The organism is Mariprofundus sp. EBB-1 (genome assembly GCF_003665155.1).
GTDB lineage: Bacteria > Pseudomonadota > Zetaproteobacteria > Mariprofundales > Mariprofundaceae > Mariprofundus.
In genome coordinates this window covers 62,898-75,392 of record NZ_RCFQ01000004.1, presented here as the reverse complement: position 1 = coordinate 75,392, position 12,495 = coordinate 62,898, and the positions used below count along the sequence as shown (strand labels likewise).

Here is a 12,495-nt window from a genome sequence, read left to right as displayed (position 1 = left end):
AGAGATATGACAACTAAAACCAAAGACCCAGAGAACAATACTGCACCTGCAGAGGATAACCTGGCCGGCGTTGGTAACGTCGATCAAATAAGAGATATTATTTTCGGATCACAAATGCGTGATTATGAGAGTCGTTTTCAGCGCTTGGAAGAACGCCTTTTGAACGAATTAACAACCGTGCGAAATGAGACAAGCACGCGCGTAGATGCACTAGAATCCTATATGCGAAACGAGATGGATGCGCTCAATAGCCGTCAAAGCAAAGAGCGTGATGAGCGTGAATCCGATGACAAAGAATTGAGCGAAGAGCTGAAACAGCTATCCAAAGAGTTGTTGAAAAAACTGAGCCAGTTGGATGACTCCGTTACCAACCAGAATCGTGAGCTTCGCGATCAATTGCTTAATCAGTCTAAATCACTCAGTACCGAGATTCATTCAACCCGAGAACAATTAAACAATGCATTGGTACAAGCAACCAATGAATTGCAGCATAACAAAACGGACCGAGCCTCACTGGCAGAGTTGTTATCGGAAATGGCACTTCGACTGAAAGACGAATTCCCTTTGCCTTCCAGCAAGTAAACCAAAGAGCGAGACTGCATTAGCAGATGTCTGATCAGCGTGTGAAAAACAGCGAAGGAGAAAACGTGCCCAAACCCGGCCTACCGGATCCTAATGGTGACCTGAAACGCCTGAAAGAATTGTTACTGGGTGAAGAGACCAAAAAGATCGACATGTTACAGGAGCATCTGGAGAACCCTGAATTACACGCCGGTGATGTTGGCCGTGTATTACATCAGGCCGCGCAGATGAATCAACAACAGTTACCGGGGGCGCTGGCCGATGCGCTATCTCCTGTTGTCGAATCCTCGCTGTATGCCTCGGTACGTAAAAATCCGGATAGGCTTGGCGATGCACTGTTTCCAGTCATGATGCCGGCCATCCGGAAGTCGATCATCTCAATCATGAGCGGAATGGTACAATCACTGAATCATATGCTTGAAAATTCGTTCAGTTGGCAGGGCTTAAAGTGGCGACTGGAATCAATACAGACAGGCAAATCCTTTGCCGAAATTGTCATGTATCACACCTTGGACTACCGGGTAGAACAGGTATTTCTGATCCATAAAGAAGATGGTTCCATGCTACAACATGTCAGTTTTATGGAAGAAGACTCAGAGAATGCTGATCTGGTTTCAAGTATGCTCACGGCCATTCAGGACTTTGTACGTGATTCATTTCAGGTTGAGGAAAACGATTCCATTGAAAAGCTGAATATTGGCAATATGGTGGTCAATATTGAAGCCGGATCAAAAGCGGTATTAGCGGCTGTTGTGCGCGGCAATGCGCCGACGGCATTTAATGAAACATTACAATTGTGCTGCGAATCCATTCACAAACAGATGGCTGCAGAGCTGAATAATTTTGATGGTGATGCATCCGTGTTTAATGCCGTCCGGCCTGACATGGAATCTTGCCTTATTTCGCAAACGGCAACACCATCATCCAAATCCAACCTCAAGGCTAAACTGGTACTTGCTGCATTGGCGGTTATGCTCGTTAGCTGGACAGGTTTGAGTTGGTATCAGACCGAGCGTGAGAAAAGCCTGATACAAGCGCTGGATGCACTCAGCGGCGTTGTCGTCATCAGAACCTCACATGAGCAAGGCGCTCTACTCATTTCTGGTTTGCGTGACCCTCTCGCAAACAATGCGGATGCATTACTGCATCAATATGGAATGTCCAAAAATGATGTAGTCTTTATGTGGACGCCATATCAATCGCTAGAGCCGAATATTCAGATCAAACGCATCAAACGCCTACTCAAGCCGGATGCAAAGACACAACTTCAACTCGACGGAAGCACATTGATCATCACCGGCATGGCTCACCGAGCATGGCTAAAACAGGCCAATACGCTACTGGCGCTAGCCGGGATTTCCGATATACGCAGCGATACATTGGTGCTTACTGATTCGTCTGATTATTTATTACAAATTGCGACGGAACAACTTCAACCGCCAGAAACAGTTCACTTGAGCATGCGCGATGAAACGCTGATCGCTGTCGGCAAGGCATCACATGCATGGCTGACAAAGGCTGTAACAGCGGTCGGCACCATCGCTGGCATCAAAGCTTTCGATAGTTCAAAAGTGCTGAACATGCAATCGGACAGCTATTTATTAAGCGAATCCATTCGCTTACTTCAGCCACCATCGACTGTTCACCTCAATGTCCAGGATGCTCTACTGGCAGCCACAGGAAAAGCCTCTCAAGCATGGATCAGCAATAGCTCTAAAGCGGCAGTACTTATCCCCGACATCAAGGCTTATGACGACTCAAAATTGGTGGATACCGAATCAAATGCCTATCTCTTGAAGAAAGCGAAACACTTGCTCAAACCACCTGTTTCAGTTCGCCTGAGTATCAAACGCAGCAGGCTGATTGCTAAAGGGGAAGCATCGTCCAAATGGATTAAAAGTGCGCATAAGCACGCGCAACGCATATCAGGAATTAAAGGCTTTGATACACGGCAATTAATTGATACCGGATCTAATGCTTATGTTCTGGCTAAAATAAGACGTAAACTACAGCCGCCAGAGTCAGTGAAATTGAAGTTGCAGAATCGTCAGCTCATCATCAGCGGTATCGCCAACGCCGCTTGGGCGAAACGAGCAGGCAAGCTGACGCTTGGCCTCGATGGGGTAAATTCTGTCTGGATGCGTAAGCTGGTGGTGATAGAGGAAGTGCTCGCCCCCCTAAAGGCTGCGTTGCGTAATACAGAACTGCGCTTTGTTGCCCACAGCAATCAATTCATGGATGGCGAGACCTTAAAAATAAAACGCCTTGCACAGCAGCTGATCAAACAGAGTGATCTATTACGTATCACGCAAGCCCATGTAAAGGTTACCGGTTACTCCAGGCTCTTAGGCGGTCATGCGAGTGCCCTGGCTTTAAGCAGAGCGACAATGGTAAAACGTGAATTCGTCAAGAACGGCTTAGTCAACAGCCAGGTCGAAACGAGTGGTTTGAAGACACGAAAAGAGGGCTGGGCTGCACAGCTAGACCTAATCTGGAGCCCGCTACCATGAGTAGAGTTTTACAAAAAAAAGTATGTTTACTGGGCTCTTTTGCTGTTGGCAAAACCAGTCTGGTCGGTCGTTTCGTCAAGGGGATTTTTTCCGACAAATACCTCTCCACGATGGGCGTTAAAATCGACCGAAAAAGCCTACAGCTCGATGATGTGACCGTGAACATGATGCTATGGGATGTGCATGGAGAAGAATCCAACAAGAAAGTGCCAGCCGCTTATATGCGAGGTTCTGCCGCCTACCTGCTGGTAATCGATGGCACACGTATAGCAAGCGTAGAGGCGGCACGCGAATTACATGCACGCATGAAAGCCGAAGTGGGAGATGTCCCATTTGTAGTATTGTTAAACAAAGTTGATCTTCAGGATGAATGGCAACTTTCAGATACAGATGTGACAGCAATGCATGATGATGGCTGGAAGTGCTATAAGACCAGTGCGCTTAGTGGTGAAAATGTAGAAGAGGCATTTTCATGTCTGGCCCGCCAATTGGCTTCATAACCATGCGAGGCATGCCTGACGAACTGCTGAATTATCTGACAAATATACATATTTATCAGTTATCTCCAGCATGGGCAAAGTTAGATGAGCAATGTCATTCTATTGTCGAGTGCGGCGGAGACTGGAGTAAATATACTGATGACATCTCAGTGCATTCAGGGCTTGTAGTAGAAGATGCATTCCTTTTTCTGTGCGGGCAGAGCTTCGAAGCGGATTTCATGCTGCCTCAAATGGAGTTGCGAGAGAACTATTTCACCAATATTCATTTTATACGTATCGCGAGCACGCCTTGGTTGTTGTTTCTGGATGTCTCTGAGCAGACCCAGCAACAGCAATTGCAGCAGCAAAATGCCAATGAATTAAGTTTAGTGCGCGACCAGCAACGCAGAGTGTTGGATCGCTATGTGGGAGGCGCCGTAGCCGAGCGTAGTATTGAAGGACGCTTAACCTTTGATGCTGCTGGTGAACGTCGCAATATCTCTACCATGTTTATTGACCTGCGTAGCTTTACGATATTCAACCAGAACTATGATCCACAGCATGTGATGGACGTACTTAATCAATATATGGAAAAAATGATTCCCCCAATTCTTGATGAATTCGGTCTGGTGGACAAAATCACTGGTGATGGCGCCATGACCGTATTTGGCGTGCTTAATGATCAAAACAATCCATCAGAGTCCGCATTGCGCGCGGCTCTTCGCATTCAAAGAGAAGTGCTAACAATGAATGATTTACGCCGGGAACAAGGGGATTATATCATGGAAGTAGGCATCGGTATTGGCAGTGGTGAAGCTGTCCTGGGGATTATTGGTGCGAGAGACCGACGTGCTTTTAGCGTTATTGGCCCACATGTGAATTTAGCCGCCAGACTTGAGGGTGCGGCCAGAGGCGGAGAAATTCTGGTGGATGAAACAACATTTCATGCAGTCAAATCTCTGATTAATGATTATGAATGTGTGAATACTGAACTGAAAGGCATCGGTGTCAGTTCGGTTTATAATTTACGTTATTCCAGAGATATTTAAGTCATATGCTGCGGCAATGCAGCTTGTATCGAACTAGATCATTCCCCAAGCCCTTTCGTTAACAGATCCGCGAATCTAAATTTTCTTTTGCTTACAAACCAGTGCTTCCTTAAACAGTTGAATTCCTTTTATTCTAGATAATAGCTGCTTATCACTAATGTACTTCCAGTCATAAAGTAGAGACTTGGATCACATCTTTACACCTACTCGCATGTAAAGTGACCTATAGGATTAAAGAGTAAACACCCTCATTTTAAAAAATTTAAGTGTTTTAACTCACCACCAACAACAGGAGGTTCAGCATGAGAAACGAACGTCGAAACCAAGATAGATATTGTTTTAATCTTGATCTTCACCCAGAAGGTGAACTCTTCCTGTTTGTTGGCGATCAAACCTATGAAGTTTGGAAATTACTAGATATCTCACCCTTTGGAAGCTGTCTATCAGTTGATACCAACATTGAAATAGGTACTCGGGTAGTACTGCACTATCATACCCCAAGCGAAGAAATAGTCGTCTTTGGCACTGTCTCCTGGAGTGATCACGAGAATACCCTGGAGGAAGGGGCTGGTTTCAGGATGGGCGTTGAATTTAACCGCGATACAATGCTCTTGAATGTATCTCTCTTCAAAATAGTTACAGCACCAATGCTAAACTTAAATCCCGTTGCTACTGACATGCAGGGAAACCGCCCGGTTATGGGCTCATTGCTATAGAGCATTCCTTCATACCACGGATATGTTTTTGGCAAACCCAACAGTGTTCAAACAATTAGTCTGTTGGTAGTGCCTCAAATTCCTTGCGTTTAGCTTCCATCCACTCTTTCATGGCCACAGGATTACTCATTAGACGCTTCATTCCATTCATCGCTTCCATGTGTTTCTCATCGCCTATATCGAACATCTCCATGCCATGAGTTCTACTCATTTCTGCTATTTCTCCGAAATTACTGGCACGGAATTCTTTATCGCAAGCTCCACCGAGTTGTTTACATGTCATGGTTTTCATGATTTACAGCCTCCTTTTTTTCAAGCACTCCGTATCAGTTCATCAAGGTAGTGATTCAACCTTCACTAAGATATTTTGATCAGTATGGTGAAACACCATCTCGTTGGAAGGTATCCACAAATGGGTGTCTTCTTTATAACTGAACTGATCATCAGCATGGATAGAGACATCCAGAACATATTTTATTGTCTTATGCGAATCATGTAAAAATTTATTGGATAAAATACCGTATGTTTCAGAACCTATCTCAGCCGATAGATGCAGCGACCGACTATCGGGCTCAGCGTCCCCTCCGGCATTAATCAGCACGCCTCGCGGTACCATAAAACAACGCAACACCTGATTCTGGCCGGCATCCCACAACCAATAACCGACCTCTTCGTGAAAAGCATCTTGCTCGCCCAAACGCCTGGCGGTCATGGCATAACGCAATCCATACAATACTTGAGGCCCATTTTTCACAGGCCCGAGTGGTTCAAAAACAATGCGCTCATGAAAATCCGTCAACAACTCCTGGCCATTCACAATTGAGACATCTAGCCCTTGTCCCCCTTCCCAAATACCCGCTAAACTGTTTAATGGGCCTAATTGCTCAATCATCATTGCATCCATAGAGCCTCCATCTGATAGATCATATCATGCACAATAGCTGAAAATTCAGCAACACCTATGCAATAAACATAGTAATATCCCGCTCAGGTATCAGTTTTTTTATTTAGATGCAGTATACAATAGTTGCATGATACATCTTTAATGCGTAACGTTCGCTATTCAGGAGATTATATGCCCGAACCCGACCAAAATCTTAAGCTCGAACAGGCCATTGGCATGCATGTGAATCGCACCGCCTTCCTAATGTCGGAGGAGATTGCCAGGCGCTTTTCCCAACATGGTTATGCTATCTCGGCTCCGGATTTTGGCATTTTGTATCGCTTAATGGAGCAGGGACCCATGACGCAGGTGGACATTGCCACCGTGATGATGCGTGATAAAACAACCATTACCCGTCGTATAGATACACTGGTAAAAAAAGGACTGGTCGAACGCACACCATGCAAAGAGGATCGCCGCTGTTTCCGCATAAGATTAACCAACAAAGGTGATAGCGCCTTGAAAGTCACCATGCCTCTGGTACACGGTTTTCAACAGGAAGTACTCAGTGACATTTCTGATGAAGAAAAAGCAATCACGATTAAGACACTGGAACATATTTCAGAAACAATCATCACAAAAAAAAGGAGTATCTAATGTATAAATTTTACCTGACATGCTTGAGCCTCACACTACTCATTGCCTCCCCTGTTTATAGTGCCGAACCGACAGGCCTTGAAATCATGCAGCAGGTCGATGCCCGTGATGATGGCGATGATCTGATTCAGCATATGAAGCAGCGCTTAATTGATCGCCGTGGCAATATACGTGAACGAGAAATGGTTTCATTCCGAAAAGATTATGGGCGAGACAGCAAGTCGATCACCTACTTTTTGGCCCCATCGAATGTACGCGATACCGCACTGCTGACATGGGACTATGATGGCATCGAAAAGGATGATGATCAGTGGCTATATCTCCCCGCCTTGAAAAAAGTACGTCGGATCTCATCATCGGATCGTGGTGACTATTTTATGGGTACGGATTTCACCTTTGAAGACATTAAACAAACACCTGAACTGGAAGATTACAACTGGCATCTGACGGGCTCTGAAGCGCTGGATAGCGAGCAGGTCTGGGTTGTTGAAGGAGAACCGAAAACCGATGATCTGAAAAAGAATCTTGGATACTCCAAAACACGATATTACATTCGCAAGGACATCAATATGTATATCCGTGTCGACTACTGGGATCGCAAAGGAAAGGAATTAAAACACCTCCTTTCCGAAGAGATCACGCAGATCAATGGTGTATGGACAGCGATGCGCGCAACGATGACCAATGTGCAGAGCAATCACCGTACCGAAATATCATTCTCTGAGCATCAATATAACACAAACCTCTCTGATCGCGTATTTTCTGAGCGTATGCTCAAACGCGGTTATCGCGGCAATTAAAAGATACACACAAGCAAAGGATTATTATGAAGCAGATATTTAACTGGGTACTCACCCATCCTAAAACGGTAGTGCTGATGTTGTTGTTAACAACAGCGCTGGCAGCCAGTCAGATGCGGAACCTCCATATCGAAACAGATATGGATGCTATGTTACCCAAACATAGTGATGCCTATGTAAACAAACAGGTACTGGAAGAACGTTTCGGCAGCACGGACCTGGTCATTGTAGGCATCATCAATGATAAAAAAGATGGCATATATAACACGCATAGCCTGGCCATTATTCAGGAACTGACAAACTGGATGGAAGAGCAGCCGCTATTCAGAACGCTGGCATTGAATGATCTGCTATCGCTTGACACCATCAAAGATATTCGCGGCTCTGAAGCCGGTCTTGATGTAGAACAATTTATGGATGGGCTGCCTGACAATCAGGAACAGATTGACCACATCAAACAACGTATGCATGCATTTGGTGTGTACGAAGATGTGATTGTTTCAGCCGATGGCAGCGGCACGATCGTGGCGGTCAAACCTATGCCCAATTCACGCAGTCACTATGCTGAGATTTATGACCTGGTGAAGGGCAAGGTCGCTGAAATAGAGGCACGCGGTGGTTCCGAGCGTTTCTTTATCTCTGGTCGTCCGGTCATTGAGGGCGTGTTCGGTGCTTATATGCCAGCAGAAATGAAGCGTATGCAGCCCATCGTGATGGCACTACTACTGCTATTACTCTATCTCTCCTTCCGTACCCCGCGTGGTGTGCTGCTACCCATCGTAGTGGTACTGATGGCGGAGATATGGACGCTGGGAACAATGGCGGCACTGGGCGCACCGATCTATACCATCACCACCATGCTACCGATTCTGATTCTGGCCATCGGTATAGCTGATGCCGTGCACTTTCTCAGTCGCGAACGGCTGCTGGCGCATCATCGGGCTTATGCCCATCGCAAAGAACGCATGGTCGAAGTGATGCATGAGCTATGGAAACCGATGCTGATGACCACCGTCACCACCGGTGCAGGTTTCCTCTCCATGCTCGCCTCAGATCTGCTACCTATTCAGGATTTTGGAATGTATGCGACAATCGGTATCGTCTATGCCCTTTTGATCACCATGTTACTACTACCTGCGGCGTTAATGATCTTACCTGAAAAGGTGAAACATGCAGAACGCAAACCGCTATTTTCCGGTTATGTCGAATGGCTTGGCGGGGCAGTTCTGAAACACCCCAAACGTATATTAAGCTTTTTTGCCATCCTGCTGGTGATCTCAAGCATTGGCCTGATGCGACTGGATGTAAACGCATCGCTGGTGGATCAGTTCAAACCGGGAGATCCATTGCGTCAAGCAGATAAGTTACTGAATGAGCATTTTTCCGGCACCACCAGCCTGGATGTGATGATTGATACAGGGCGTGAAAACGGCTTGCTGGAACCCGTGTTCCTGCAACACCTGATTGACCTGCAAGAGGAGATTGAGAAAGATCCGATGGTCGGCGATACAGGCTCAATCTCAGAGTTTTTACAGACCATGAATCAAGCGCTGCATGCCGATGACCCCGCCTGGCACCGGGTGCCTGAATCCTCCGATATGGCTGCTCAATATCTGTTGCTCTACTCCTTTTCCGGTGCACCCGATGATTTTGAAACCTTTATCACCGGTGATTACCGGCATGCACACGTGCGCATCAATATGAAAACCGATGAAACCAAGGTGGTTACTGCTCTGTTGGAACGCATGCAGATAAAAACCGATCTATGGTTCCCTGCCGATCAAGGTTTCAAAGTGGAGTGGGCCGGCACAGGTTTTACCGTGTCTCGATTGTCTGAAATGATTATTCATGGTCAGGTCGCGTCACTGGCCACCTCCATCATTGCCATCTTCTTACTCTGCTGGTGGATGTTTAAGCGTCTACTCATTGCTGCTATTGCCATGGTTCCGGTCACTCTCGCAGTGACGGTCAACTACGGTATGATGGGCAATGTCGGCATCCCGCTTGATATTGCCACCGCTCTTACCGGGGCGATGGCACTCGGTATCGGCGTCGATTTCGCCATCCATTACCTGCATCGTTATCATGAAGAGTCTGAAGCTGGCAACAGCTATGAAGCGTGTGTGATCAACACCAATCGAAGTGTTGGCCATGCTATTCTTTTTAACAGCTTTGTGGTCATTGGCGGATTCCTGGTGCTGCTAACAGCGGCTCTTTACCCGCAGATGAAACTCGGTGCTTTGATCGCGGCAACGATGGTGGTCTGCTATCTGGCCACCTGTTACCTATTTCCGGTACTGCTTGGGATGGGTAAAAAGAAGATCAAAGTATGAAACAATTCGCCATGCTGATCTGTGCGGCACTGCTGTTTCCATCGGCAGCTGATGCATTCGAATGGACCATGCATGGAGCATTAAAAAACGAGACCGCATATTTCATATCAGGCGATAAACGGCTGGATAAGATGCAAAATCGCCTCGAACTCAAGCCCGAAGCGATTCTCAGTGATCGCTGGGAGTTTCGTGGCAGGGTACTTGGCTGGTATGACGCCGCCATGCAAATCGAACATACCAACAACACGGACCTCACCGTGGGCATTAAAAAGCACTACCGTAGCTACCTTAGAAGCAAAGAGGCGTATCTGCTCTACGGTGGCGACGATTTTGATTTTCGTATTGGTCAGCAGCAGATTATCTGGGGAAAAACAGATGGTCTGCGTATGTTGGATATCGTAAACCCGTTAGATATGCGTGAGTTTATTCTCGATGACTTCCTCGATTCACGCATCGGCCTGTGGTCAGCACGCCTGAACTGGTATGCAAATATAGGTGGCTCTGAACATGAGTTCGAGTTTATTGTCATTCCGGATGCTCGTTCCGCAGATTTGGCTCCCAATGGTTCGCGCTGGGCATTTGCGCTTCCCCCTGTGCCAGCAGGCACCCGGATAGCGATTCAGACTGGCAACAAACCAGGTTGGAAAGCAGCTGATACAGAAGCAGGAATAGCCTGGCGTGCGAATATATCCGGCTGGGATCTATCCCTGAACTGGTTCTATGGCTGGAAAGACACGCCAAGTATGCAGAAAAGCATCATTCCGGGACTCTTAACATTAACGCCTGTGTATCAGCGCATGAATACGGTTGGTGGCTCCTTCTCCAACGCCTTCGGAGCCACCGTTCTGCGTGGAGAACTAGCCGTGAACATTGGCGAAAGCATCAACAGGCTTGGTTTTACGCCCGCCACATCGGTCGGCAAAGATACTACGCTCAACGCATCGCTGGGAATGGATTACAATAAAAACAACTGGCGCATCAGTCCGCAGTTTTTTATTCGCTATCTACCGGGCTGGGACAACACTGTTGCTGAAGATCAGGCATCCGGCTTCTTCAGCCTGATGGTTTCCACCGATTATATGAATGAAAAACTCAAACCCGAAATCATCGGACTCTACGATTGGGCCGATGGCAGCTGGATGCTACGCCCCAAAGCATCTTACGAGTTCAGTGACCAGATTATTGCACGACTCGGCATGGATATATTTGGTGGTTCGAACGGGCTCTTTGGACAATTTGATTCAAATGATCGCGTATATAGTGAACTGGAATACACTTTTTAGAGCTTCTCAGCCCTGTCGGGCTGCGACAATTTGCCACATTGCAGATGCTACTTCGGCAGAGCATCGTAACGGTTTACATTGTCGATGATGCCTGATTTCAAGCGTCAACAAGGAGCCCCCATGCAAAAAATAATCATACTCTCAGTGACCATGTTGTTGGCGAGCAATGCCATTGCCAGCAGCAACGACATGGCAGAAGGCAATCGATTATTTCATGAAAACTGCTTCGTTTGCCACAACGCTGATCTTGATCCACCACAGGCACCGCCAATGTACGGCGTGCAGAAACATTATAAACGGGCAACGGCCAACCGGGATGCCTTTATAGAAAAAGTAACTGCGTTTGCAACGGACCCAAACGAGGACAAAGCTATTCTGAAAATGGCCGTTAAACATCTTGGTGTCATGCCAAATCCGGGTGTAGAAGAAAGTGATGTGCGCAAAATTGCGGCTTATATTCATGATGAAGCATTTGCCAGGCCATGCGGACACATGAAAGCCGCCATGAAAAAGGCCAAAGCCGAAGGCGACCTGAAACATTTCACAAGAATAAAAAAGAATTTTAACCGCAAGTGCGCAAAGCAAACAGTTAAAGCTCCCGCGGCAAAGGCTGCACCAAACTCAGCTACTGCAGGAAGCCTGAAACAGATCATGCAGCAGATTGCTATTGATTACGCTGACTTGGATCAGGCTATCCTGGTTGGAAACTTCGCAACCGCTGCAAAAGCAGCCCACGGCATCGCGATGCATGAAAAGATCGGCTTGGAACAGCGCATGAAAATCAAACAAGCGCTTGGCACAGAGATGCGGAACTTCAAAATGCGTGATGATGCCATTCATGCTCTTGCCATCAAAGCTGAAGCCGCCGCTAAAGCGAAAGATATGCCACTATTACTTCGACATCAGTCGCAGATGCTAAGCGCTTGCATGGCCTGTCACACATCTTACCGCCATAAAGTGATGCGTATTCTGAAGTAAACATACACAGGAGATATCCATGAACGTCATTGCATTCATCACACTGCTGCAAGAGCACCCTATGGTTGGTTTTTTATTAGGACTTATTTTTTTCGTGTTTATGTTCGGCATTAAGAATGGCATTGTATATCTCTATTCTCGCAGTGAGGAAAAGAAAAAGCAGCAAGCCCTGCAACAGGATGATGATTAATTTCACTTTCCGGCCTCGTTCGACGCATCTGTTTA

The 12,495-nt window shown here is 46.6% G+C and carries 13 protein-coding genes; 11 read left to right on the top strand and 2 right to left on the bottom strand.

Annotated elements, in window-relative coordinates; all coding sequences use genetic code 11:
- Window positions 1-6: 6 nt before the first annotated feature.
- The 5 genes from D8Y20_RS02985 to D8Y20_RS02965 all read left to right on the top strand — a co-directional run bounded on the left by D8Y20_RS02985 (window position 7) and on the right by D8Y20_RS02965 (window position 5,336).
- Complete coding sequence (locus tag D8Y20_RS02985) at window positions 7-582, top strand: hypothetical protein (protein ID WP_121541552.1); 576 nt, start codon at window positions 7-9, stop codon at window positions 580-582.
- Between the two features lie 26 nt (window positions 583-608).
- Window positions 609-3,092, top strand: a complete 2,484-nt coding sequence (locus D8Y20_RS02980) for a hypothetical protein (protein WP_121541551.1) — start codon at window positions 609-611, stop codon at window positions 3,090-3,092.
- Complete coding sequence (locus tag D8Y20_RS02975; RefSeq protein ID WP_121541550.1) at window positions 3,089-3,592, top strand: Rab family GTPase; 504 nt, start codon at window positions 3,089-3,091, stop codon at window positions 3,590-3,592. The genes D8Y20_RS02980 and D8Y20_RS02975 overlap by 4 nt, the downstream gene beginning before the upstream one ends.
- A gap of 11 nt (window positions 3,593-3,603) precedes the next feature.
- Window positions 3,604-4,620 carry an adenylate/guanylate cyclase domain-containing protein gene (locus tag D8Y20_RS02970; protein ID WP_161957562.1) on the top strand — a complete coding sequence of 339 codons (1,017 nt, stop codon included), beginning with the start codon at window positions 3,604-3,606 and terminating at the stop codon, window positions 4,618-4,620.
- A gap of 302 nt (window positions 4,621-4,922) precedes the next feature.
- Window positions 4,923-5,336, top strand: a complete 414-nt coding sequence (locus D8Y20_RS02965) for a PilZ domain-containing protein (protein WP_121541548.1) — start codon at window positions 4,923-4,925, stop codon at window positions 5,334-5,336.
- A gap of 55 nt (window positions 5,337-5,391) precedes the next feature.
- Here D8Y20_RS02965 and D8Y20_RS02960 read toward each other — a convergent pair whose 3' ends face one another.
- Together D8Y20_RS02960 and D8Y20_RS02955 are read right to left on the bottom strand one after the other, a co-directional pair.
- Window positions 5,392-5,628, bottom strand: coding sequence for a DUF1059 domain-containing protein (locus D8Y20_RS02960; RefSeq protein WP_121541547.1), 237 nt, complete (start codon window positions 5,626-5,628; stop codon window positions 5,392-5,394).
- A 42-nt stretch (window positions 5,629-5,670) separates the two neighbouring features.
- Complete coding sequence (locus D8Y20_RS02955) at window positions 5,671-6,240, bottom strand: heme-binding beta-barrel domain-containing protein (RefSeq protein WP_121541546.1); 570 nt, start codon at window positions 6,238-6,240, stop codon at window positions 5,671-5,673.
- Window positions 6,241-6,411: 171 nt separating this feature from the next.
- On the opposite strand from D8Y20_RS02955, the gene D8Y20_RS02950 reads away from it, so the two are divergent.
- The 6 genes from D8Y20_RS02950 (at window position 6,412) to D8Y20_RS13575 (ending at window position 12,460) form a co-directional block, all read left to right on the top strand.
- On the top strand, window positions 6,412-6,876 hold the full coding sequence (locus D8Y20_RS02950; protein WP_121541545.1) for a MarR family winged helix-turn-helix transcriptional regulator: 465 nt from the start codon (window positions 6,412-6,414) through the stop codon (window positions 6,874-6,876).
- Entirely contained in the window at window positions 6,876-7,676 is an 801-nt protein-coding gene (locus D8Y20_RS02945) for an outer membrane lipoprotein-sorting protein (RefSeq protein WP_121541544.1), read from the top strand. Before D8Y20_RS02950 ends, D8Y20_RS02945 begins: the two co-directional genes overlap by 1 nt.
- Before the next feature lie 26 nt (window positions 7,677-7,702).
- A complete protein-coding gene (locus D8Y20_RS02940) occupies window positions 7,703-10,009 on the top strand; it encodes an RND family transporter (protein WP_121541543.1) in 2,307 nt (768 codons plus the stop codon).
- The gene (locus tag D8Y20_RS02935; RefSeq protein ID WP_201265507.1) at window positions 10,006-11,292 is read left to right on the top strand and encodes a DUF1302 family protein; all 1,287 of its coding nucleotides are present in this window, start codon (window positions 10,006-10,008) and stop codon (window positions 11,290-11,292) included. The genes D8Y20_RS02940 and D8Y20_RS02935 overlap by 4 nt, the downstream gene beginning before the upstream one ends.
- 120 nt (window positions 11,293-11,412) lie before the next feature.
- Window positions 11,413-12,270 carry a cytochrome c gene (locus D8Y20_RS02930; RefSeq protein WP_121541542.1) on the top strand — a complete coding sequence of 286 codons (858 nt, stop codon included), beginning with the start codon at window positions 11,413-11,415 and terminating at the stop codon, window positions 12,268-12,270.
- 19 nt (window positions 12,271-12,289) lie between these two features.
- Window positions 12,290-12,460, top strand: coding sequence for a hypothetical protein (locus tag D8Y20_RS13575; protein ID WP_153232652.1), 171 nt, complete (start codon window positions 12,290-12,292; stop codon window positions 12,458-12,460).
- Window positions 12,461-12,495: the final 35 nt, after the last annotated feature.